This is a genomic window from Flavobacterium bomense, assembly GCF_003970355.1.
Genome location: NZ_RYDJ01000009.1, coordinates 83047 through 105953, shown reverse-complemented (window position 1 = coordinate 105953; position 22907 = coordinate 83047). Strand labels below are relative to the sequence as shown.

At 36.5% G+C, this 22907-nt stretch carries 22 protein-coding genes and 1 tRNA gene; 16 read left to right on the top strand and 7 right to left on the bottom strand.

Annotation, left to right across the window (positions count from 1 at the left end):
• Positions 1-92 precede the first annotated feature (92 nt).
• Positions 93-569 (top strand): DUF6252 family protein, encoded by a 477-nt coding sequence (locus EKL98_RS09450; protein WP_126562148.1) that lies wholly within the window; start codon positions 93-95, stop codon positions 567-569.
• Between the two features lie 154 nt (positions 570-723).
• Positions 724-1086, top strand: a complete 363-nt coding sequence (locus EKL98_RS09445; protein ID WP_126454296.1) for an RNA recognition motif domain-containing protein — start codon at positions 724-726, stop codon at positions 1084-1086.
• A 98-nt stretch (positions 1087-1184) separates the two neighbouring features.
• On the opposite strand, the gene leuB is transcribed toward EKL98_RS09445, so the two are convergent.
• The 4 genes from leuB to leuC form a co-directional block, all read right to left on the bottom strand.
• Positions 1185-2246, bottom strand: a complete 1062-nt coding sequence (gene leuB, locus EKL98_RS09440; protein WP_126562147.1) for a 3-isopropylmalate dehydrogenase — start codon at positions 2244-2246, stop codon at positions 1185-1187.
• Positions 2247-2342: 96 nt separating this feature from the next.
• Positions 2343-3923, bottom strand: a complete 1581-nt coding sequence (locus tag EKL98_RS09435; RefSeq protein ID WP_231507411.1) for an alpha-isopropylmalate synthase regulatory domain-containing protein — start codon at positions 3921-3923, stop codon at positions 2343-2345.
• Between the two features lie 129 nt (positions 3924-4052).
• The gene (gene leuD, locus EKL98_RS09430; RefSeq protein ID WP_126457513.1) at positions 4053-4649 is read right to left on the bottom strand and encodes a 3-isopropylmalate dehydratase small subunit; all 597 of its coding nucleotides are present in this window, start codon (positions 4647-4649) and stop codon (positions 4053-4055) included.
• Positions 4650-4828: 179 nt separating this feature from the next.
• Positions 4829-6223, bottom strand: a complete 1395-nt coding sequence (gene leuC / locus EKL98_RS09425; RefSeq protein WP_126562146.1) for a 3-isopropylmalate dehydratase large subunit — start codon at positions 6221-6223, stop codon at positions 4829-4831.
• A gap of 639 nt (positions 6224-6862) precedes the next feature.
• Here leuC and dnaE point away from each other — a divergent pair.
• The 10 genes from dnaE to EKL98_RS09380 all read left to right on the top strand — a co-directional run bounded on the left by dnaE (position 6863) and on the right by EKL98_RS09380 (position 16649).
• Positions 6863-11398, top strand: coding sequence for a DNA polymerase III subunit alpha (gene dnaE / locus EKL98_RS09420; protein WP_126562145.1), 4536 nt, complete (start codon positions 6863-6865; stop codon positions 11396-11398).
• A gap of 177 nt (positions 11399-11575) precedes the next feature.
• Positions 11576-12439 carry an outer membrane beta-barrel protein gene (locus tag EKL98_RS09415; protein ID WP_126562144.1) on the top strand — a complete coding sequence of 288 codons (864 nt, stop codon included), beginning with the start codon at positions 11576-11578 and terminating at the stop codon, positions 12437-12439.
• Between the two features lie 352 nt (positions 12440-12791).
• Positions 12792-13109, top strand: a complete 318-nt coding sequence (trxA, locus tag EKL98_RS09410) for a thioredoxin (RefSeq protein WP_126454285.1) — start codon at positions 12792-12794, stop codon at positions 13107-13109.
• A 163-nt stretch (positions 13110-13272) separates the two neighbouring features.
• Positions 13273-14199 (top strand): DUF58 domain-containing protein, encoded by a 927-nt coding sequence (locus tag EKL98_RS09405; protein WP_126457509.1) that lies wholly within the window; start codon positions 13273-13275, stop codon positions 14197-14199.
• An 86-nt stretch (positions 14200-14285) separates the two neighbouring features.
• A tRNA-Asp gene (locus tag EKL98_RS09400) sits at positions 14286-14359 on the top strand.
• Between the two features lie 218 nt (positions 14360-14577).
• Positions 14578-14814: a hypothetical protein gene (locus tag EKL98_RS17865; protein WP_199739561.1), complete on the top strand. Its 237-nt coding sequence runs from the start codon at positions 14578-14580 to the stop codon at positions 14812-14814.
• On the top strand, positions 14772-14948 hold the full coding sequence (locus EKL98_RS17860; protein WP_233579263.1) for a hypothetical protein: 177 nt from the start codon (positions 14772-14774) through the stop codon (positions 14946-14948). Before EKL98_RS17865 ends, EKL98_RS17860 begins: the two co-directional genes overlap by 43 nt.
• Before the next feature lie 198 nt (positions 14949-15146).
• Complete coding sequence (locus tag EKL98_RS09390; RefSeq protein ID WP_126457508.1) at positions 15147-15716, top strand: hypothetical protein; 570 nt, start codon at positions 15147-15149, stop codon at positions 15714-15716.
• A 4-nt stretch (positions 15717-15720) separates the two neighbouring features.
• Positions 15721-16224, top strand: a complete 504-nt coding sequence (locus tag EKL98_RS09385; RefSeq protein WP_158616371.1) for a helix-turn-helix transcriptional regulator — start codon at positions 15721-15723, stop codon at positions 16222-16224.
• Positions 16224-16649 carry a hypothetical protein gene (locus EKL98_RS09380; protein WP_126457506.1) on the top strand — a complete coding sequence of 142 codons (426 nt, stop codon included), beginning with the start codon at positions 16224-16226 and terminating at the stop codon, positions 16647-16649. The genes EKL98_RS09385 and EKL98_RS09380 overlap by 1 nt, the downstream gene beginning before the upstream one ends.
• A gap of 337 nt (positions 16650-16986) precedes the next feature.
• Here the strand turns inward: EKL98_RS09380 and EKL98_RS09375 are convergent, their stop codons facing one another.
• The gene (locus EKL98_RS09375) at positions 16987-17487 is read right to left on the bottom strand and encodes a DUF456 domain-containing protein (RefSeq protein ID WP_126562142.1); all 501 of its coding nucleotides are present in this window, start codon (positions 17485-17487) and stop codon (positions 16987-16989) included.
• A gap of 320 nt (positions 17488-17807) precedes the next feature.
• On the opposite strand from EKL98_RS09375, the gene EKL98_RS09370 reads away from it, so the two are divergent.
• Positions 17808-18284, top strand: coding sequence for a hypothetical protein (locus EKL98_RS09370; protein WP_126457504.1), 477 nt, complete (start codon positions 17808-17810; stop codon positions 18282-18284).
• An 84-nt stretch (positions 18285-18368) separates the two neighbouring features.
• On the opposite strand, the gene EKL98_RS09365 is transcribed toward EKL98_RS09370, so the two are convergent.
• Both EKL98_RS09365 and EKL98_RS09360 read right to left on the bottom strand, forming a co-directional pair.
• Positions 18369-19469, bottom strand: a complete 1101-nt coding sequence (locus EKL98_RS09365; RefSeq protein ID WP_126562141.1) for a glycosyltransferase family 2 protein — start codon at positions 19467-19469, stop codon at positions 18369-18371.
• A gap of 7 nt (positions 19470-19476) precedes the next feature.
• Positions 19477-20463 (bottom strand): lysylphosphatidylglycerol synthase domain-containing protein, encoded by a 987-nt coding sequence (locus EKL98_RS09360; protein ID WP_126562140.1) that lies wholly within the window; start codon positions 20461-20463, stop codon positions 19477-19479.
• A gap of 163 nt (positions 20464-20626) precedes the next feature.
• On the opposite strand from EKL98_RS09360, the gene ruvC reads away from it, so the two are divergent.
• The 3 genes from ruvC (at position 20627) to hemW (ending at position 22904) form a co-directional block, all read left to right on the top strand.
• Positions 20627-21181, top strand: coding sequence for a crossover junction endodeoxyribonuclease RuvC (gene ruvC / locus EKL98_RS09355; protein ID WP_091203117.1), 555 nt, complete (start codon positions 20627-20629; stop codon positions 21179-21181).
• 105 nt (positions 21182-21286) lie between these two features.
• Positions 21287-21619, top strand: coding sequence for a four helix bundle protein (locus EKL98_RS09350; RefSeq protein WP_126553859.1), 333 nt, complete (start codon positions 21287-21289; stop codon positions 21617-21619).
• A 127-nt stretch (positions 21620-21746) separates the two neighbouring features.
• The gene (gene hemW, locus EKL98_RS09345; RefSeq protein ID WP_126562139.1) at positions 21747-22904 is read left to right on the top strand and encodes a radical SAM family heme chaperone HemW; all 1158 of its coding nucleotides are present in this window, start codon (positions 21747-21749) and stop codon (positions 22902-22904) included.
• The last annotated feature ends 3 nt before the right edge of the window (positions 22905-22907 follow it).

Sequence of the window (22907 nt, the reverse complement as noted above, 5' to 3'; positions counted from 1 at the left end):
CGCTGTAGGTGGTTTTGATTCGTGTTTTTTTGTCCTGTTATGTTTTTTTTTTTAGCATTAATGCCCTATTTTTGTTAGTAAAAGAAGGTTTTATGAAAAAATATTTGATATTTCTAGGGGTACTTTTTTTAATGATTTCATGTGCGGAAGAGGTGAGTTTTAATACTCCTTCTTTACAAGGAAGGAAAGACAATGTGTTTTGGAGAGCGACAGCTTCCAAAGCGACTTTAGCTTCTGATGGTTCACTAGTAATTGAAGGGTTTACTGGAAATGAGGTTTTGACTTTGAAGACAACCTCCATATCACCTCAAGTGTATCCATTGGGAACCAGTAATTCCAAGACAGCTGTTTACGTATTGACTGGAGGAAGCGATTTTTCATTTGCAACAGGTATTGACATGGGTAGCGGGCAAATAGTAATTACTGATTATGATGAGAAGGGTCTTACGGTTACAGGTACTTTTAAATTTAGTGCAGAAAATGCAAATGGCAACCCATCAGCAGGGACTGTTTTGAATTTTCAACAAGGCGTATTTTATAAGGTTCCGGTAAGTCTGCGGGTTCCCTAAATTCACACGGTTAAGATTCTTAAATTGCAGGAGTTGGGTATTTTAGTAACTTCATTTTCTTTTTGAATTTAAAATAAAAACATAAATAAGCTAATCTATAGTAGATTGCAAAAAAAATAGCAGTACATTTGTTTTATTATTTAAATAAGAACATATGAATATTTTTGTTGGAAGTCTTCCATTCAGTATTGAGGAAGCAGATTTAAGAGAGTCTTTCGAGGCTTATGGAGCAGTTGATTCAGTTAAAATTATTACTGATAAATTCACTGGAAGAAGTAAAGGATTTGGTTTTGTTGAAATGCCAAATGATGAAGAAGCTCAAAAGGCTATTGATGAATTGAATGGTGCTACTGTTCAAGGACGTGCAATCGTTGTAAACAAATCGGAGCCTAAACCAGAAGGTGAAAGAAGAAGTTTTAACAATAACAGTCGTGGTGGAGAATCTCGCGGTGGTTATGGTGGTGGAAACAGCCGTGGTGGAGAAAACCGTGGTGGTGGAAACAGAGGTGGATATTAATATTTTTCTCTACAACTATAAAAAAAGGTGTCAATGTAAATTGACACCTTTTTTGTTTCCTCACCCCAGCCCTCTCCCAGAGGAAAGGGGGTTGGATTTTACAAATTAGCAACTAACCAGTCACCTACTTCGCTAGTTTTGTGTGCCTTAGTCCCTTTAGCAACTAAATCTTCAGTTACAATTCCTTGTTCGAGTGATTTGTTGACTACAGCTCTAATCGCAGCCGCTTCTTCTTTTAAGCCGAAGGCATCTTCAAACATCATTGCAGCAGATAATACGGTCGCTAATGGATTGGCAATATTTAGGCCTGTGGCCTGTGGATAGGATCCGTGAATGGGTTCGTACAATGAAGTATGTTCTCCAACGGATGCAGAAGGCATTAATCCCATTGATCCGGATATCACTGAAGCTTCATCAGTCAAAATATCTCCAAATAAATTTTCTGTAATCAAGACATCATATGAATTTGGCCATTGTACTAAACGCATCGCTACGGCATCCACAAATTCATAACTTACCGTAACTTCGGGATAGTCTTTTTCCATTGCTTGTACGGTTTCTCTCCACAAACGAGAAGTTTCCATTACGTTGGCTTTGTCTACACAACATAGTTTTTTAGTACGAGTCATTGCTAGTTCAAAACCTTTTTTAGCTAAACGTTTTACCTCTGATCTGGTATAGGTACAAGTGTCAAACGCTGTTTCACCACCGTCTTTTCTTCCTTTTTCTCCAAAATAAATTCCGCCGGTAAGTTCCCTTAAAAAGATTAAATCAGTTCCTTCAATACGCTCTCTTTTTAAAGGAGAATTGTCAATCAAAGAGGGGAATGTAAATGTTGGGCGAACATTAGCAAACAGCCCTAGTTTTTTACGCATTAATAACAAACCTTGTTCTGGACGAACTGGAGCGCTTGGATCATTATCGTATTTTGGATGGCCAATGGCTCCAAATAAAACAGCATCAGCTGCCATACAAATTTCGTGAGTCTCATCAGGATAAGGAACTCCTACGGCGTCAATGGCACAAGCTCCTGTAAGTGCAGGAGTCCAGATGATTTCATGGTTGAATTTTTTAGCGATCGCATCCGAAACTTTTACGGCTTCATGGATTACTTCTGGTCCAATTCCGTCTCCGGCTAAAAGGGCTATTTTTAATTTCATATTAATTGTGTTTTCCTCCTCCCAGCTCCCTCCAAAGGAAAGGGAGACTGGGTGTTGAAGGATTGGGTTTGTAGTTTGTGTTGTATTTCTTTAATTTTATTTCAAATTTTCAAGCTCCAATTTCGGCTTGGCTCCCTCACCTTCGTGGAGGGCTGGGGCTGGGATTACGTTCAGCATTTTTTGGGTTGCTATAATTGCGGCAACTGTTTGGTCAGAGTCCAGCCCTCTGGTTTTGAATTCTTTTTCATTATTTGTCCAGGTGATTATGGTTTCGCATAAGGCGTCAGAACTGCTTCCTGGTGGAATTCGTACGGCATAATCAATCAGTTTTGGCAATTCTAAGTTTTTGCTTTTATATATTTTTGCCAATGCATTCATGAAAGCATCAAATTGTCCGTCTCCTTGTGCATGCTCTTCAATGATTTCACCATCTATTTTTAAAGATAAAGTAGTCGATGGACGCATGCCTTTTGCATGAGATAATATATAGGACTCAACAACAATTTTTTCCTGATAGGTTTGGCTGTCCAAAACATCAGAGATAATATAGGGTAAGTCTTCTTTAGTAACGGTTTCTTTTTTATCTCCTAATTCAATGATTCTTTGGGTAACTAACTTTAAATCCTCGGGGTTTAATTGAAGGCCTAATTCTTGAAGATTTTTCTCGATATTGGCTTTTCCAGAGGTTTTACCAAGGGCATACTTTCTTTTTCTGCCAAAACGCTCCGGTAGTAAATCGTTAAAATACAGGTTGTTTTTATTGTCACCATCGGCATGAATACCAGCAGTTTGTGTAAATACATTGTCGCCCACAATAGGTTTGTTTGCAGGGATTCTGTATCCGGTAAACGTTTCTACTAATTTGCTAACAGAATATAACGAAGATTCTTTTACGCCAATTTCTATTTCGGGTAAGAAATCATTGATTACCGCAACAGTGCTTTCAAGGGGTGCATTTCCAGCCCGTTCTCCCATCCCGTTAACAGTTACATGAAGCCCTTGAATACCAGCTTTTACGGCTTCCATTACATTGGCGATACTTAAATCGTAGTCGTTGTGCGCATGAAAATCAAAATGAGTATCAGGGTATTTCGTTATAATTTTTGCAATAAATTCAAAAGTTTCAGAAGGGATTAAAACCCCTAAAGTGTCCGGTAATAAGATTCTTTTGACCGGTTGCTTAGTTAGAAAGTCTAAATATTGAAATACATATTCAGGGGAATTACGCATTCCGTTACTCCAGTCTTCCAGATATACATTGGTTTCAATATTATTTTCCTGAGCTAAGGCTATGGCTTGCGCAATTTCAGAAAAATGTTGTTCGGGTGTTTTTTTTAACTGGTGGGTTAAGTGGTTGAGCGATCCTTTGGTTAGTAAATTCTGAACTTTAGCTCCGGTATTTTTCATCCATTCAATAGAAAGGCCGCCGTCTACAAAGGTTAAAACTTCAATTCGGCTGCTGTATCCTTTTGTTTCGGCCCAAGCCATAATTCCTTTCACTCCTTGAAATTCACCCTCGCTTACACGAGCCGAAGCAACTTCGATTCGGTCAATATGAAGCTCTTCCAGTAATAATTGTGCAATGGTTAATTTTTCTGCAGCAGAAAAGGAGACTCCGGAGGTTTGTTCACCATCACGGAGCGTCGTATCCATTATTTCAATTTTTCTTTTTTTCATTATAAATGGGATTCGATTTCGATTTCATGAATCAGAAATCGGGATATCTTGTTTTTATCAAAAACTAAAAACAGTTGCTTCGGGGAGAACCCAAAGAAAATCTTTAGCCAATACCTTTTCGGATTATGTTTAGTAAGGAAGTTGATTGGCAAATTCCACCACTTCTGATTTTATATTTTGCAAATAATCAATATCGTCAAAACCATTGATCATATTGTCTTTTTTATAACCCGAAATATCAAAAAATTCTTTTTCGCCAGTTGCTTTAATGGTAATGGTTTGTTCTGGAAGATTAATTTCTAGTTCCGTTTTTGGATCTTCTTCGATAGTTTTAAATATTTTTTCTGCAAATCCAGCACTAACCTGAACTGGTAAGACACCAACATTCAGGCAGTTATTTCTAAAAATATCAGCAAAAAAACTAGAAACCACACATCTAAAACCATAATCGTAAACCGCCCAAGCAGCGTGTTCTCTTGAGGAACCCGAACCAAAATTTCTGCCTCCAACAAGAATTTTTCCGCTGTAGATTGGATTATTCAGTACAAAATCAGCTTTCGGAGTTCCGTCATTATTGTATCTCCAGTCACGGAAAAGGTTGTCGCCAAAACCAACACGTTCGGTTGCTTTTAGAAATCGAGCGGGAATAATTTGATCCGTATCTACATTTTCGATAGAAAGCGGAACTGCGCTACTGGTAAGAATATTAAATTTATCGTAAGCCATTTGATTTTTGATTTTTGATTAACGATTTTAGATTTTAGATTTCCTGTTTTGAAAATAAATGTTTAATCGCTACTGTTTTTATTTTTTACTATTTTAATCTTGATTTTAAAAATTCAAATTGGATTTTGACACTAACGAAATCTGCAATCAAAAATCGTTAATCTTCAATCTGAATTCTTTTAAAGAAGTTCTCTAGGATCTGTCAAAACTCCAGTTACAGCGGCAGCAGCAGCCATAAACGGACTTGCTAACAACGTTCTTGAGCCAGGTCCTTGACGTCCTTCAAAGTTTCTGTTGGAAGTACTTACCGCATATTTTCCGGCAGGAACTTTGTCGTCATTCATTGCTAAACAAGCGGAACATCCTGGCTGACGCAAAACAAAACCAGCTTGGGTTAATACCTCAAGAATTCCTTCTTCTTTAATTTGTGCTTCTACGACATGTGATCCTGGAACCAGCCAAGCGGTAACATTATCCGCTTTTTGGCGTCCTTTTACAATGGAGGCAAAAGCTCTGAAATCTTCAATTCGACCATTGGTACAACTTCCTAAAAAAACATAATCAATTTGTTTTCCAATCATGGCTTCTCCTTGATGAAATCCCATGTATCCTAAAGATTTTGCATATGTTTCTTCTCCTTCGGCAACGTCTTTTGAGTTTGGAATGCTTTTAGAAATTCCCAATCCCATTCCTGGGTTTGTTCCGTAGGTAATCATAGGCTCAATATCCGATGCTTCAAAGTTGATTTCTTCATCAAATTTGGCATCAGTATCTGTTTTCAATGTTTTCCAATAGGCTACTGCTTTATTCCAATCATCCCCTTTTGGAGTATACAAACGTCCTTCTAAATAATCAAAAGTAGTTTGGTCTGGAGCGATCATTCCGCCACGAGCACCCATTTCGATACTTAAATTACAAACGGTCATACGGCCTTCCATGGTCATGTGTTCAAAAACTTCACCTGCATATTCCACAAAATAGCCGGTAGCCCCTGAAGTCGATAATTTAGATATAATATAAAGTGCCACATCTTTGGGAGTAACCCCAAATTGAAGATTACCGGCAACATTAATGCGCATTTTTTTAGGTTTAGGTTGCATAATGCATTGGGTAGAAAGTACCATCTCAACCTCAGACGTCCCAATTCCGAAAGCGATGGCGCCAAAAGCTCCGTGAGTTGATGTATGTGAATCACCACAAACAATGGTTGCTCCGGGTAAGGTAATTCCGTTTTCAGGACCCACCACATGAACAATTCCATTTTTTTGATTTCCTAAACCCCAATGGCTAATGCCGTATTCAGCAGCATTTTCTTCTAATGCTTTGAGTTGATTGGCAGACAATGCGTCTTCAACCGGTAAATGTTGATTTATAGTTGGTGTGTTGTGATCTGCAGTAGCAAAAGTGCGCTCTGGGTATAATACTGAAATGCCTCTTTCTTTTAAACCTAAAAAAGCTACAGGACTAGTAACTTCATGGATGAAATGACGGTCAATAAAAAATACGTCTGGTCCGTCTTTAATTTTGCGCACCACGTGCGAATCCCATACTTTGTCAAATAATGTAGTACTCATTTTAATATGTTTTAATGTGTTTTGTTTATAGCCCAAAAGGCTACGATGATAACAATAAAGACAAAGCTAAAAAAACAATCAAGGCTTTACGTATCAATATTCCATTATATACGATACCCAAAATCCCATTCGGATATTTCTTTGTTGATTTTTGTCTTTTTACTTTTTTTTTGTACGGTACTTTTTTATTTAGATCTAATAAAAAATCAATTTGTTGAGTTTTTTGATGTTTATTGAATCGTTAAATTAGGCTTCTTAAATGCAGTTATATTTACGAATATTTAATTAAATGGTATGAAAAGTAACTTTTTTTTAATTTTAAATTCACTAATTCACTTTTGTGACAGTTGTTTTTCAAAATGGTTTTCGTAGTAAACAACATTTTTTTTAGCGGTATTTCATTGTTTTTTTTTGATGAAATACTACGACATCCAAAAAAGCAATATGTCGTCTTTTTATCTTTTAATAAGATGCAATCAAACTGATTTGTTGAAAGTGATCGTAGTTTTAATAGGAGAATAGCCTTGGAAAATAATTTTGTTTTTTGTTGATAATTTACTTCTATTCTACTCTAAAAAAACTAAATTTGAAATTCATTTTTCGCGATTTTTTAAAATCACAAACTCTTCAAATCCAGCTATGTACTTAATATTCGATACCGAAACCACAGGATTACCAAAACGTTGGGGCGCACCCATTTCAGATACGGATAACTGGCCACGATGTATTCAAATCGCGTGGCAGTTGCACGACGATATGGGTAAACTGATTGAGCATCAGGATTATTTGATCAAGCCCGAAGGGTTTAATATTCCGTTTGATGCCGAACGAATTCACGGTATTTCTACAGAATTGGCGGAAGCCGATGGGATTTCGTTGGCAGAAGTGCTAGAAAAGTTCAATGCTGTTTTAGGTAAAGCTAAATTTATAGTGGGTCAGAATTTAGGTTTTGATATCAATATTATGGGGTGCGAATTTTACAGAATGGGAGTGGAGAGCCAAATGAGCTCGATGCCAATTCTGGATACTTGTACAGAAGTTACGGCTTCGTTATTAAAATTACCAGGTGGCCGTGGCGGTAAATTTAAACTGCCTACGCTAACGGAATTGCATTCGTATCTTTTTAATAAACCTTTCGGTGAAGCGCACAACGCCACTGCCGATGTGGAGGCAACTACGCGTTGTTTCTTAGAGTTAATTCGTCGTGATGTTTTTACAAAAGAGGAACTAGACGTTCCGGGCAGTTATTTTCAAGATTTTCAAAGCAAGAATCCAAGTGAGATTAAACTCATAGGTTTAAAACATATTAATCTAAAGGAAGCGTCCGATAAAATTCGTCAGCAGTTTGGCGAAAAACAAGCGCCGACAGTTTCGAAAGCAGAACTTTCAGAGAATAAAAAAGTACTTATTGATGCGCCTTTCGTGCATTTGCATAATCATACGCAGTTTTCGGTATTGCAATCGACGATCAGTATTGCAGCATTGGTAAAAGCGGCGGCACAACAAAAAATGCCGGCAGTTGCCATGACCGATCATGCGAATTTGATGGGTGCTTTTCATTTTGTCCGCGATATTTTATACCATAATAAAGTGGCTGAAGCCAAGAATAAAGAGGCGATTGAAAATGGGGATGAACCTACTGAAGTTCCGATGAAACCTATTGTAGGTTGTGAATTTTTTGTATGTGAGGACCATAAAAACAAAAAAATTAAAGACAATGGTTACCAGATAGTACTTTTGGCGAAGACCAAAAAAGGGTACCATAATTTGGCTAAAATGTCTTCCATTGCGTATACCGAAGGTTTTTATTATGTGCCAAGAATCGATAGGAAAGTCATCCAGGAATTCAAAGAAGATATTATTGTTTTATCCGGAAATCTTTATGGTGAAATTCCAAATAAGATTTTAAATATTGGTGAAAACCAAGCTGAAGAAGCTTTGCTTTGGTGGAAAAACGAATTCAAGGAAGATTTTTACATTGAGGTGATGCGTCACAATCAGGAAGATGAAAATCGGGTGAATGCGTCTTTGATTTCATTGGCCAGAAAGCATGATGTCAAGATTATAGCGACAAACAATACCTTTTATATAGATAAGGAAAATTCGAATGCGCACGATATTTTGCTTTGTGTGCGTGATGGCGAAAAGCAAACCACGCCTATTGGTCGTGGTCGAGGGTATCGGTACGGATTGCCCAATCAGGAATATTATTTCAAGTCGGGAGACGAAATGAAACAACTTTTTGCAAATTTGCCCGAAGCAATTTCAAATATTTCGGAGATTGTGGATAAAATTGAAATTTTCGATTTGGCACGGGAAGTTTTATTGCCAAAATTTGAAATTCCGGTTGAATTTAATAATCCGGAAGATGCTGTTGATGGTGGGGTGCGAGGAGAAAATGCGTATTTGAGGCACCTTACTTTTGAAGGAGCAACAAGACGATATCCCGTAATGACCGAAGAAATTCAAGAACGACTTGATTTTGAATTGTTGACGATATCTAATTCAGGATATCCAGGATATTTCCTGATTGTGCAGGATTTAATTGCTGAGGCGAGAAGCATGGGCGTTTCTGTAGGGCCGGGAAGGGGTTCTGCGGCGGGATCGGTGGTGGCGTATTGTTTGAAGATTACCAACATTGACCCCTTGATGTACAACCTGCTTTTTGAGCGTTTCCTGAATCCGGATCGGGTGTCTTTGCCCGATATTGATATCGATTTTGATGATGAAGGACGCAGTAGCGTAATGGATTATGTGATCCGTAAATACGGTTCGAAACAGGTGGCGCAAATTATCACGTATGGTAAAATGGCTACCAAATCAGCGATTCGAGATACTGCTCGTGTGTTGGATTTACCTTTGTTTGAAGCCGATAAAATAGCCAAATTGATTCCGGGAATGATGCCTTCTAAGTGGAATTTAGCTCGTTTTTTAAATGAAAAGGACGATGTAATTAAGAAGGCCGTTCGTCCCGAAGAGTATGATAAAATAAAGGAATTAATAGGACTTGCTAATGAAGATGATTTGGGCGGAGAAACCATTCAGCAAGCCAAAGTTTTAGAAGGGAATCTTAGAAATACAGGAATTCACGCCTGTGGTGTCATTATTACGCCAAGTGATATTACTGATTTTGTTCCTGTAGCAACCGCCAAAGATTCGGATTTGTATGTGACCCAGTTTGATAACTCGGTGGTGGAAAGTGCCGGTTTGTTAAAGATGGACTTTTTGGGTTTGAAAACCCTTACTCTGATAAAAGATACGGTTAAATTAGTAAAATACAGAACTGGAATTGACCTGAACCCGGATGAGTTTCCTATTGATGATTTGAAAACCTACGAGCTTTTCCAGCGAGGAGAAACTGTAGGAATTTTTCAATATGAGAGTCCGGGAATGCAAAAATACATGAAGGAATTAAAGCCTACAGTATTTCCCGATTTGATTGCCATGAATGCCTTGTATCGTCCGGGGCCAATTGCCTATATTCCAAGTTTCGTCAAGCGAAAAAACGGTGAAGAGGAAATTATTTATGACCTTGACGCCTGCGAAGAATTACTAAAAGACACCTACGGAATTACCGTTTACCAAGAACAAGTAATGCTTTTGTCCCAGAAACTAGCGGATTTCTCAAAGGGGGATGCGGATGTTTTGCGTAAAGCGATGGGAAAAAAACAAAAGGATGTTTTGGATAAAATGAAACCTAAATTTATCAGTCAGGCTGCGGCCAAAGGGCATCCTGAAGATAAACTGGAGAAAATCTGGAAAGACTGGGAAGCCTTTGCAGAATATGCGTTTAATAAATCACACTCGACTTGTTATGCCTGGATTGCCTACCAAACGGCATTTTTGAAGGCGAATTATCCGGCTGAATATATGGCTGCGGTTTTGTCCAATAACATGAGTGATATCAAGCAAGTTTCTTTCTTTATGGAAGAATGCAAACGCATGGGATTACAGGTTTTAGGACCGGATGTGAATGAATCGTTTTATAAATTTACGGTAAACGATGATTATGCGGTTCGGTTTGGGATGGGAGCTGTAAAAGGTGTAGGTTCTGGCGCTGTGGCTACGATTGTGGAAAATAGAAAAGACGGAAAATACAAATCTATTTTTGATTTGACCAAACGGATTGATTTGCGTGCGGCCAATAAAAAAGCATTGGAGAATCTGGTTTTGGCGGGTGGTTTCGATTCGTTTTTAGGAACTACTAGAGCACAATATTTTCATGATGATGGCGATGGAATTACCTTTTACGAAAAAGCAATTCGGTACGGAGCTAAATTTCAGGAAAATGAAAATTCAGCTCAAGTAAGTTTGTTTGGAGAAAGTAGTGATGTGCAAATTGAAGAACCTGTTGTTCCGCCTTGTGAGGATTGGAGCACAATGGAAAAATTAGCCAAAGAAAAGGAAGTGGTGGGGATTTATATTTCTGGGCATCCGCTGGACGATTACAAATTTGAAATGAAATATTTTTGCAATGCCAAGTTAGAAGCACTCAAGAACATGGAATTGCATGTCAGTAAAAATTTGACTTTTGGGGGGATTATCAATAATGTACAACATCGTGTTGCCAAAAACGGAAAAGGCTGGGGCATATTTACATTAGAAGGGTACGATGAAAGTTATGAGTTTCGGATTTTTGGGGAGGAGTATTTGAAGTTTCGCCATTTTCTGATTCAGAATAATTTTACGTTCATGAAAGTAATGGTCAAGGAAGGCTGGACGGATCGGGATACTGGAAAAAAAGGGGATCCAAGATTACAATTTGTGCTGGTGCAATACCTGCAGGATGTGCTGACTACATTTGCTAAAAAGCTAATTTTACTGTTGAATATTAATGATTTAGAGGCGGAATTTATCCATAAGTTAAATCATATTTTTCAAGAAAACAAAGGCGATAATACTGTAGCTTTTGAAATTATGGAGTTGGAAAAAATAAAGCGATTAGTAGAAAATGTAGTGGTACTTCCGGAAAATGAAGAAGCCGTTTTTGTAGACGAAAATGAGGAAACCGATTCTCTAGAATCAGGAAATCCCGAAATTAGTACGGCAACTGAAGTAGAAGAAATAAAAGTAGTGACTAAACTGACCATGCCAAGCAGAAAATTGAAAGTGAAAATTTCAAATGAATTGTTGGTTGAACTGGAAAAAATGCAAATTAATTTTAAGTTAAACTGATTTTTTAACAGTTAAATTTAATTTTTTTTAGTGTTGTTTTTGTTAAAATTATGCGCGCACAGTAAAAATTTAGCTTGGCGTTTGACAGAACTGTTGTTTGCGCTTTTTACGGCCTAAAAAGCCCGGAATCGTTGGGTAAATTTACATTATGTTTGTGTGAATTAAACAACAATAATCATGAAAAAGAATTTATTTTTATTTGGATTTATGTTTTGTTCTATGATTGTGATAGGGCAAACGGAAAAAAAGGAAAGTTGGTATTTTAAATTAGGAGGATCCTATTTTCTTCAGACAGCCGCAACTGAATTCCCTACTGTTGGAGGCCAGTCTGCACTAAGTACAGTTTATGTAGGAGGCGATTTAGTTTCAGAGGAGAGTGTTACGGGGTCTTTTGGAGAAGGTTTTCGCACATCTGGCAGTGTTGGATACCGTTTTACGGATCGTTTGGGTCTGGAAATGGGAATCAATTATTATAATAGTACGGATAAAACAATGGTCAAAAGAGTCGATGATGGCGCTACAACACTGCGATCCGTTGGGCAAATTACAGCTTTTGATTTAGCTCCTGCAATTGTGTTTTTTCTGGGAGAAGTAAAAGGATTTGAAACCTACTCTAAAGTTGGGGTAATTGTGCCTGTTCACGGGGATTTGACGATTGAAACAAATGCCGTTGCTGGCGCTGGTGTAAATGTATTTAGCAAGGATGTCATCAAGCCAAATCCTACAGTAGGTTTTCAAGCGGCGTTAGGGACTTCGTATAAATTGGCCAAAAACCTTTCGGCTTTTGCAGAATTGGAATACCGTAACTTTACTGTTCATGGAAAAGATAAAGAAACAACGGAATTTACGGTTAATGGAGTAGATCGATTGAATACGCGTACAATATCTCAGATACATTCGAATTATTCAGACCGTTTAGACAGTAACTCTAATAACGCTCAGTTTAATACCGTGGATACTTCCAGACCTACGGATGAGCTGAGTTCTTATGTTGGAATCAGCGGATTGGGATTAACACTTGGAGTAAAATACAGTTTATAAACACAAAAAGTTAGATTTTTTAAAAAGACTATCTGAAATGACGGTCTTTTTTTAGGAATAAATATTCTAGTTTTCAGGAAACCCCTAGCCCTGATGGGAGCGGCATCTCCCGATTTAGAAAAACAAGGCTTTTTTAGCCGTAGTTTTTGTTAATCTGGAATACAGCGTACAGCAGGAAATAGCTCCAAATAAGTAATAAATGGAGGTACACTGAATGTGTTGAATAAGAATTGGCAATGTGTTAATAGTCAAAACTAATTCAGGAATAGTGTTTGATTAGTTTTTAATTTCTAAATTTGTATTCTAGTTTTGAATTTTAAAAATTCAAACGATAAACTTTAAATAAAATAGTATGGCATTAGCAATAACAGACGCGAATTTTGAAGAATTGGTTTTGAAATCTGACAAACCGGTAATGGTGGACTTTTGGGCTGCTTGGTGTGGGCCGTGTAGAATGGTAGGACCAATCATTGATGAATTGAGTACGGAATACGAAGGAAAAGTAGTGATAGGAAAAGTAGATGTGGATGCAAATCAAGAATTTGCTGCCAAATACGGAGTAAGAAATATACCAACTGTTTTGGTTTTTCACAACGGAGAAGTAGTAGGAAAGCAAGTAGGAGTTGCTCCAAAGCAAACCTACGCGGATAGTTTAGACGCATTGTTGTAATCAGTAGATTATGATTTATATAGGATCTGTACTGGATTCAGAGAAAAGGTTTGGCGAGAGTCAAGCCTTTTTTTTGTTTAAGCTGAATTTATTTCAGTTCCTAAATTGAGTTTCTGTAATAGTTTAATTTTTAAATCGTTCAATCTTTTAATATATTTGGGATATGAAGATCGAATCGCAAATAGAGAAAATTTCTAGTTTCCAGCATCTGGAATTGCTGGCGCATCAAGTGGTGGAAGGGTTTATTTCTGGAATGCATAAAAGTCCGTTTCATGGATTTTCGGCTGAATTTGCGGAGCATAAAGTGTATAACGCAGGCGAAAGTACCAAACATATTGATTGGAAGCTGTTTGCCAAAACGGAACGCTTGTACGTCAAGCGATTTGAAGAAGAGACAAATTTGCGGTGTCATATTATCATTGATAATTCCTCATCGATGCATTATCCGAAATTGAAAGAGAATCAGAATTTTTTTGAGAATAAGATTGGTTTTTCAGTTTTGGCTTCGGCAGTATTAATGAATCTCTTGAAGAAGCAACGTGATGCTGTGGGGCTAAGTGTGTTTTCGGACAGTTACGAGTACTACGCGCCTGAAAAAGGCAGTGATCGCCACCATCGAATGATTTTGAATGCGCTTGAAGGACTTTTAGAGAAATCTGCGACTACTAAAAGTACGGATGCAATTACTTTCTTGCATCAAATAGCCGAGAAAATCCACCGCCGTTCGATGATTATTGTATTTACCGATATGTTTCAATCCGGTAATGAAAAAGCGCTGTTTGATGCCTTACAACATTTGAAACACAACAAGCATAAAGTGGTTTTGTTTCATGTTGTTGACAATAAAACAGAGCTTAATTTTGACTTTGATAACGCCCCGCGAAAGTTTATTGATATAGAAACAGGAGAGGAAGTAGCAGTTTTTGCCGATAATGTGAAGGAGGAATATGAAAAACAAGTAGAAATGTACTTCAAGAAGTTGGCTTTAACGTGCTCTCAAAACCGAATAAAGTACATTCCGGTGAGTGTGAATGAAAGTTTTGAAAAAATAGTACTGACGTACTTGGTTGAAAAACAAAACTTTGGGTGATAGTACGGTTTTTTATCAATTATTTTTTCAAAAAACACTTGCGTAAACGGAAATCTATTGTATCTTTGCCACCGCAATAACGCAGAGGTTTGGTAGTTCAGTTGGTTAGAATACATGCCTGTCACGCATGGGGTCGCGGGTTCGAGTCCCGTCCAGACCGCAATATTGGGGAAAGCCTTTCGTAACAGAAAGGCTTTTTTGCCCCTAAAAGGTTTTTAACGTTAGTTGTGTTGTTTGCTGCGAATTTGTAACTCGTAGCGGGTTTAGTAGTTAGACCAATGAAAAGCTTTCCACTTTGTGGATAGCTTTTTTGATTTAATGGCTGTTTCTTAACGGCTAAAATTTCTCAATCTCAGGAGGAAAAAGGCTCACTTTTAGGTGTGCATCCTATTAGAAGATTTACTTTTTGATGGCGTGGAAAGAGGTACAAGAGAGGATTTTGTTAAGGAGTACGGACAAGAACCACTTGGCATATTCATTAGAAGTATTATTGGTCTAGATGTAAAAGCAGCACAAGATGCTTTTGCAGACTTTCTAAGCAATGGAAACTTAAGAGCAGACCAAAAACCTTTATTCAAAACATCATTTCGTACCTTACTAAAAACGGCACCATAGAGCCTAGTATGCTCTTTGAATCACCATTTACAAATGCAAATGACAATGGTTTATTAGGGGTTTTTGATGATGGCGATGCTCATAAAGTAATCAGCATAATAGAAAAAATCAGTGAGAATGCTATGATCGGGTAAAGCAGATAGAAATAAATAACCTTTTTAGGAAAACAAAGAGGATGTTACAAATAGCCTACAACCTATTGTTTTTAAAGTCTTTGCGAATAACATAAGATGTAATTGAGGAAGAAACAAGATTTTATGTTAATAACTAAGTTTCCATAGTATTGTAAAATCATATAATTTTGCTAAAAAATAAACCTATAAGTTGATTTTATGAAAATAGTTCCTATATTTGCCCAAGAAAATAAGCAGGGATTATTTTCTATTCACCTTCCAGGAGAACCAGAAGATGAAGCAACTAAATGTATCGACCAATGGTTATTAGACCCTCAATATTTACACGATTTTTTCACTTTGCATCAAAACGATTTGAATAGTGGTTATTATGGAAAAACTATCAGCATTCAACAAGCAATTTCATACACAAGGGATGAAGCCTTATTTTTATTTGAAAGACTCAAAGAATTGGCAATTTCTGGAACAAAAAGTAATGACGAAACATTATCATTAGCTTTTAAACCGTTACGAGACGGTGACTATTCTCAAAAAGAACTTCAACAAGAAAAAGCCAAAACAAACAGCCAGAAGAAATGGTTACGTATATACGCCATTAGAATAGCACCTAATACATTCATAGTTACCGGAGGAGCAATAAAGCTCGTAGGCACGATGAATGACAGACCACATTTACAAAAAGAATTACTAAAATTGAATGACGTTAGAAATTATCTAAAAGAAGAAGGAATTCTAGACCAAGATGATTTTGAAACGTTTGAAATTTAAAGCCATGACACAAAACGAAAGATTAGAAAAATTTGCAAAATTAGTAAGTAATGAACCATCTAATTTTCTTGCAAAGTTGGACCATTATAAAACCAACAAAAAAAGATTAGATCAATCAGCAAAAGTAGCAGTTAATGTTCTTGAAGCATTAAAAGACAAAGGTTGGTCACAAAAAGATTTAGCAGAAAAAATGAACGTTTCTGCACAGCATGTGAATAAAATTGTCAAAGGCCAAGAAAACATGACTTTTGAAACGGTTGATAAGTTAGAAACCGCATTAGGAATTGTCTTGATGGAAATTATTGATTACAAGTCAGTAAATGAAATTGAAATTAAAGCAGAAAATATAAAAGCAATTCAAGAAAGTTGGTCGGAAGATTTGGCTTCAACTGGCAATTCATATAGTAAACCATTGAGTAATTTTAAGAAAAAAGAAGGTTCAAATATGAAAGTTGTTTATAACATATTAAATCAAACAACTTTTCAACCTTTAGAAAAGGCAATGTAATGGAAGATAATAATAAAATTAGTTTCAGCTTAATTCAGATAAAAACTGAGCAGTTTGCTTTATTTCCAGAAAATCATTCTGAAAAAGGTAAAATTAAACTGAATACCAACTTAACTTTTGGCTTAAATTCGGATGACAAAAGATTTTCAGTTACAACGAAATTTACTTTTGAAATGAAGCAAAAACCATTTATGAGTATTCAGGTAAGTTGTTTTTTTCAAATTGATAATTCCGCATGGAAAAGTTTTGCCAAGGAAGGTAAAATGATTTTTCCAAAAAATTTTGTCGCTCATATGGCAATGCTTACAATTGGTACAACTAGAGGAGTTTTACACTCTAAAACAGAAGACACACCCTTTAATCAGTATATTTTACCCACAACGAATGTTGCAGAAATAATTGATGAAGATGTAGTTTTTGATTAAAACAAAAAGATATAGCCATTATTAAATCAATAAAATAGACATACAATTCGGAAACATAAAAAAGTAAAACAACTTAGATCACTGATAACAAAACACATAGATTAGTCCCGTCCAGACCGCAATATTGGGGAAAGCCTTTCGTAACAGAAAGGCTTTTTTGCCCCTAAAAGGTTTTTAACGTTAGTTGTGTTGTTTGCTGCGAATTTGTAACTCGTAGCGGGTTTAGTAGTTAGACCAATGAAAAGCTTTCCACTTTGTGGATAGCTTTTTTGATTTAAATGTAGCAGGTTTGGGAGTTCAGTGGGTTAGCATACATGCCTTTCATTTCGTATTTCCCTTAAAATAACTCAGATTTATAATTCCAGACAATCCACACAAACAATCCTAAATACATCACGCAAACCACAAATTTCATAAAGCTGGATGCCAGAAACCCTATAAAGGAACCTGTAGCCGCTCTCAAAGCTCGATTATGGCCTTTAAAATCATAAATAAGTTCACCTATCAACGCACCAACAAAAGGGCCGATAATGAATCCAAAAGGGACAGGAGCAAGAATACCCACAATCAATCCGATGTTAGTGCCCCAAATACCATAGGAGCTTCCGCCAAATCGCTTAGTTCCCTTTGCCGGAATCACGTAATCTAAAACCGACAAGATCACGGTGATCAATAAAGTAATTCCTAAAATCCAATAATTTACCGGAACAGCATTTGTGAAATACAGTAATGCCAATCCAACCCAACTGATGCCAGGTCCGGGCAGAACCGGTAAAAAACTACCAAAAACGCCTAAAATCATACACATAAAACCAAGAACCAAAAGCAGTACATCCATAAATTTATTTTTACTAATTTTGAACACTCAAAAGTATTGAATTTTTATTTGAAAGAGTTTGATGCGCTTTTTTTGATTTTTTCGATAAAAAATCAGACCCAAACTCGGTATTGAATTAGGAGGAATTTTATAAATATACAATCCAAACTGCTGTTCTTCCAGATCGATTGGTGGCTTCGTATTCCGATCAAAAAGAAATTGCCGCTGCGATCAAAAAGAAATGGTTTGCTGAAAACTACGAAGATTATTTGCTTTCGAAAGCATCTCAAAAAAAATAATTGTATTTTTATAGAATATTAGTCCAATTCAAACACAAAACCTTGAAGCAGAATTACCTTTTTTTAGTATTTATATTTTTTAATTCCTGTCAATACTTAGACAAGCAAATTCCCTCGGAAAAAGAATTGTTGCAAAAGGAACTGAAATCCATCAACTGGAAAGAAGTCGATGAATACCCATCAGTAGTAGATTGTGAAAAAATAGAAGATAAAAAGCAACGCCAACAGTGTTTTTTTGATGTTTTAACCCAGCTGATTCAGGAGAAATTGAGTGTGGATACCCTTGCAATTCTTTATCCGGAACTGGATACGATTGAAGTTAAGGTCACGGTTTTTCCAAATGCAACGATGCAATTTGAGCCGCAGTTTCCCAAAGATTCCGTGGCTTATGACAAAATCAAAATTGACAGTATTCTTAAAGTTCGTTTAGTTGATTTTCCAAAAATTAACCCAGCTATAAAGCGCGGTATTCCCGTAAAAATACAATTTATTCTTCCGGTGATTCTCAAAGTAGAGTAGTTCTTAAAAGGATTTTCGAATGAAGAGTAGCTATTTTTGATTTCAGATTACGTTAGTATTTACTTTTTGGCTCGGATCAGGATTCTAAAATCTTCTGCCTTTCCATTCGTATTTTCCAAACACAGAATACAAAGCCACGCTTGTACTAAAAAAAGGATAAAACAAACTGCTCAAAATCAAATAACGTATTTTGGTTTTGGTTAAAAAAGAGTTGGTTTCGTATATCAAAACAGCATCAACAAGAAATTTTAAAAGGAACAGTAAAACTATATTTAGAAACGGAATAACGCCCAACACCCAACACCCAGCGCCTATCACCAAACACAAATTCCCCGCAAATACTAACAGTCCCAATCCTTTCCCGAAAGTACTTTGATACGAACTTGTTTTAGAGGCCCAGCGAACGCGCTGATGGAATAATGATTTCCAATTGTTCAATGGCCTTGTGGTGACAATAGTATTTCGAGATTTTAGATAATGCACCTTTTCAGGGGATTTTGCAATCGCTTTTTGCAACAGGAACACATCGTCGCCACTGGCAATGCTGTCATTTCCTTCGAAGCCATTCAGTTTTTGGAAAAAGGATTTCGTGTACGCAAAGTTGGCGCCATTGCACATAAATCCTTTGTTAATACCAAAACTCCCAATGGTTGCGCCTTGTAAACTCGCCAAATCCAATTGCTGAAAATGATGCAAAAATGAATTGCCACAATCATACGTTACTGCCCCGGCAATCATCGCCACATCATGGAGCTGAATGTAATTGTCCAAGGTCAATAACCAGTTTTTATCAACTACACAATCGGCATCGGTGGTGATAATCCAGTCTGCATTTACAATTTGCATCGCATTTACAATTGCATCTTTCTTGGGTGAGTTTGAAATCCGAATGTTCTTTATTATCCGAACACGGAACAATGAGCACGGGACACTGAACACTTCTTCCGATTCATCATCGACCAAAATCACTTCGAACAATTCCATCGGATAATTCAGCTTCGACAAACTGTCTAATAGAATGGGTAAATTTTCAGCTTCATTCCGAAAAGGAACGATAATTGAGAATTTTGTTTTTGGCTGTAAGCCAATATAATCAATTGTATTCACTTTAATGAGACCATAAATCAAAAGTCCAATAAAAACGGCATAAATCAAAAGTACCAAAAATAAAATATTTGTAATCATAATTATTTTAATAAGTTTTATCTCTCTCACCTTTAGGGAGTCCCGAAGCTCCGGGAGGAGAGAGGATTTTAAAGTTCAACACATAATAAGTGCCAATTATTACGGGTAAAACCACATTCAAAAACCACATTAAAGTCGAAATGAAAATAACAATCCATTCATTTACACCTAAAATCCCAAAGAAATAAACCGCAACACTTCCTTTTACGGCAAAGTCTAAAAATTGAAAAGTAGGCAAGGAAGAAGCTAAGAAATAAACAGAGGAAATGGTGGCAATTAGGGTAAAATAAGGCAAATCAACATCAAAAGCCAGAAACAAAAAGTAGTATTGGTGCGAGAAAACAAGATAGCGACAAATACCCAAAAAGATATTTTTTTGATGAATGGGTTTTGGAATTTCATTAATCTTATGGATCAGTTTTTCGATCGAATACCCTTTGATAGTAATTTTTTTGGCCGAAAATAAAACAATGAAGAGAAGTATCAGAAATCCAAAAAGTAACGCTACTGTTTTTGTGGTAATCACATGGTACTGCGCATTAAAAAATAGCAATCCGAAAACCCCAAAAATAACGGTCAATATCATTTGGATTCCGTTGCAGATCAGATTTAAGAATATGACTTTTTTAGTGTTTAATTTATCAAAAAATAACGCTTTTCCGGCATATTCTCCAACTCCATTGGGTGTAAAAAGTCCCGCGGTTAATGCGCCAAGAACTTGTTTGGTTGCTGTTCCTACTGAGATTTCATGAATGAATTCAACTAAATTTTGCCATTTCAAAATTTCAAAAAACCGATTCAAAACACTCAGTAGTAAAATAAAGGCGATTCCGCCAATAGACTGATTTTTCTGGAATAAAACGATGAATTTCTGCCAATCCAGTTTGTCATTATTAGCCAATTGATTGTAAATAAAATAAAACGCACCGCACACAATCAAAACTTTGATTAGAAGTACGAGGAATTGCTTAGTTTTGTGTGGAATTGTAATCATACCGCAAAGAAAAGAAAAAGTATTTTGAAAAAGCTATTTCACAAAGATTCACAAAGAAATTACTAAGCAGTGCAAAGTTTTTTGTTTGGTCGATTGTAAAATTAATCTTTGTGTACCTCTGTGTTCCCTTTGAGTATCTTTGTGTAATAAAAAACTAAAACTTTTGGCAAACGAGCGCATCATATTAGGAATTGACCCCGGAACGACGATTATGGGTTTTGGATTGATAAAAATTGTCAATAAAAAAATGGAGTTTTTGCAACTGAACGAATTGCAATTGTCCAAATACGACAATCATTATCAAAAACTCAAAATCATTTTTGAACGCACCATTGAGTTAATCGATACCCACAATCCAGACGAAATTGCGATTGAAGCGCCTTTCTTTGGTAAAAACGTACAATCGATGCTGAAGTTAGGACGCGCGCAAGGCGTGGCTATGGCAGCGGGACTTTCGAGAGATATTCCCATTACGGAGTACGAACCTAAGAAAATAAAAATGGCGATTACCGGAAATGGAAACGCCAGCAAAGAACAAGTTGCCAAAATGCTACAGCAACTTTTAGGATTAAAAGAATTGCCTAAAAATCTTGACAGTACAGATGGATTAGCAGCTGCGGTTTGTCATTTTTTCAATTCCGGGAAAGTGGTGGGAGAGAAAAGTTATACGGGTTGGGATGCTTTTGTGAAACAAAACGAAGAACGAATAAAAAAGTGATCAGTGTTCAGTGCTTTAGTGTTCAGTTGTGTTGGACTGGGATGAGTAGTCAGTTTTCAGCAGTTTTAATTAAGTAAGAGTATTCCGTTTTTTAAATTGTATCATATGAGATTCCAAGATTTATTAGCCTATAAAAAATCATTTCCAAAGGAAGAAACCTATTCATTAACGGATCAAATTCGGCGTTCTTCAAGGAGTGTTCCTGCAACTATTGCCGAAGCCTATAGAAAGAGGATTTACCCTAAACATTTTTATAGTAAGTTGACCGATTCTGATGGAGAAAATTCAGAAACACAAGTGTGGTTAGAGTTTTCTGTGTCTTGTAAATATATTTCTGAAGCTATTTATCAGGAATTTATCTCTGAAAGTTTAGAAATTGGAAAACTTGTTAATTATATGATATTGAACCCTGAAAAGTTTGGAGTTAAAAAGGAGTGATTAGTGTTCAGTTTTTTAGTATTCAGTACATATATGATTACTAAATAACTGCTCACTGAACACTTTCTTAAGGCTGAACACTAAAAATCTGACCACTGACCACTTTCTTAAAACTGACCACTACTAAATGAGCGGAATCTACATCCATATCCCTTTTTGCAAGCAGGCGTGTCATTACTGCGATTTTCATTTTTCAACATCGATGAAGAAGAAAGAAGAAATGGTTTTGGCTATTGCCAAAGAAATTCAAATGCGTAAAAGCGAATTTAAAAACGAAATTGTCGAAACCATTTATTTTGGCGGAGGAACGCCAAGTGTTTTAACTTCAGCAGAAATTAATTTCCTGATTGCGGAAGTGTACAAATACTATTCTGTTTCAGATAATCCTGAAATTACACTGGAAGCCAATCCAGATGATTTGTCAAGTGAACGAATAATCGAATTATCTAAAAGCAAAATTAATCGGCTAAGTATTGGGATTCAGTCGTTCTTTGAAGACGATTTACAATTGATGAACCGAGCTCATAATTCGGCGGAAGCCAGAAAATGTTTAGAAGTTGCTACTCAGTATTTTGACAACATTTCTCTCGATCTAATATACGGAATTCCGGACTCGAGCCAAAATGGCGAACAGGCGCAGCAAATGAGCAATGAGAAATGGAAACAAAATATTGAAACAGCATTGAGTTTTGGGATTCCGCATATTTCGAGTTATGCTTTGACGGTAGAGCCTAAAACAGCGTTGAATAAACTCATTCAAACAGGGAAAATTGCAGCGCCTAAAGATGATGTCGCGCAAGAGCACTTTGCTATTTTAATCGAAATGCTCGAAGCCAATGATTTTATTCACTACGAATTGTCAAATTTTGGGAAGGAAAACTATTTTTCGAAGAATAATTCAGCGTATTGGTTGGGAAAAAAATACATTGGAATTGGTCCTTCAGCACACAGTTATGATGGAGTTTCCAGAAGTTGGAATGTGTCGAATAATGCGCTGTATTTAAAATCCATTCAAGAGGGTAAAATACCCAATGAAATCGAAATTCTTTCTGTTATGGACCGATATAATGAATATGTTATGACGGGTTTACGAACGATTTGGGGTGTTTCTTTGGATAAAATTGAAAGCGAATTCGGAAGTGGGTATTTGGAATATTTGAACAATCAATCTCGAAAATTTCTTGATGATGATTTGCTTTTTATTGAAAATGGGATTTTAAAGCCAACCAAAAAAGGAAAATTTTTGACAGATGGAATTGCTTCAGATTTATTTATCCTGAACTAGTTT

Bases quoted from the DNA above. Each gene is read 5' to 3' on its own strand.
- hemW (WP_126562139.1), top strand. From the start codon at position 21,747: ATGAGCGGAATCTACATCCATATCCCTTTTTGCAAGCAGGCGTGTCAT.
- EKL98_RS09390 (WP_126457508.1), top strand. From the start codon at position 15,147: ATGAAAATAGTTCCTATATTTGCCCAAGAAAATAAGCAGGGATTATTT.
- leuC (WP_126562146.1), bottom strand. From the start codon at position 6,223: ATGAGTACTACATTATTTGACAAAGTATGGGATTCGCACGTGGTGCGC.
- trxA (WP_126454285.1), top strand. From the start codon at position 12,792: ATGGCATTAGCAATAACAGACGCGAATTTTGAAGAATTGGTTTTGAAA.
- EKL98_RS09365 (WP_126562141.1), bottom strand. From the start codon at position 19,469: ATGATTACAAATATTTTATTTTTGGTACTTTTGATTTATGCCGTTTTT.
- EKL98_RS09415 (WP_126562144.1), top strand. From the start codon at position 11,576: ATGAAAAAGAATTTATTTTTATTTGGATTTATGTTTTGTTCTATGATT.
- EKL98_RS09385 (WP_158616371.1), top strand. From the start codon at position 15,721: ATGACACAAAACGAAAGATTAGAAAAATTTGCAAAATTAGTAAGTAAT.
- EKL98_RS09405 (WP_126457509.1), top strand. From the start codon at position 13,273: ATGAAGATCGAATCGCAAATAGAGAAAATTTCTAGTTTCCAGCATCTG.
- EKL98_RS09450 (WP_126562148.1), top strand. From the start codon at position 93: ATGAAAAAATATTTGATATTTCTAGGGGTACTTTTTTTAATGATTTCA.
- EKL98_RS09435 (WP_231507411.1), bottom strand. From the start codon at position 3,923: ATGAAAAAAAGAAAAATTGAAATAATGGATACGACGCTCCGTGATGGT.
- leuD (WP_126457513.1), bottom strand. From the start codon at position 4,649: ATGGCTTACGATAAATTTAATATTCTTACCAGTAGCGCAGTTCCGCTT.
- EKL98_RS09445 (WP_126454296.1), top strand. From the start codon at position 724: ATGAATATTTTTGTTGGAAGTCTTCCATTCAGTATTGAGGAAGCAGAT.
- EKL98_RS09350 (WP_126553859.1), top strand. From the start codon at position 21,287: ATGAGATTCCAAGATTTATTAGCCTATAAAAAATCATTTCCAAAGGAA.
- leuB (WP_126562147.1), bottom strand. From the start codon at position 2,246: ATGAAATTAAAAATAGCCCTTTTAGCCGGAGACGGAATTGGACCAGAA.
- dnaE (WP_126562145.1), top strand. From the start codon at position 6,863: ATGTACTTAATATTCGATACCGAAACCACAGGATTACCAAAACGTTGG.
- EKL98_RS09380 (WP_126457506.1), top strand. From the start codon at position 16,224: ATGGAAGATAATAATAAAATTAGTTTCAGCTTAATTCAGATAAAAACT.
- EKL98_RS09360 (WP_126562140.1), bottom strand. From the start codon at position 20,463: ATGATTACAATTCCACACAAAACTAAGCAATTCCTCGTACTTCTAATC.
- EKL98_RS09375 (WP_126562142.1), bottom strand. From the start codon at position 17,487: ATGGATGTACTGCTTTTGGTTCTTGGTTTTATGTGTATGATTTTAGGC.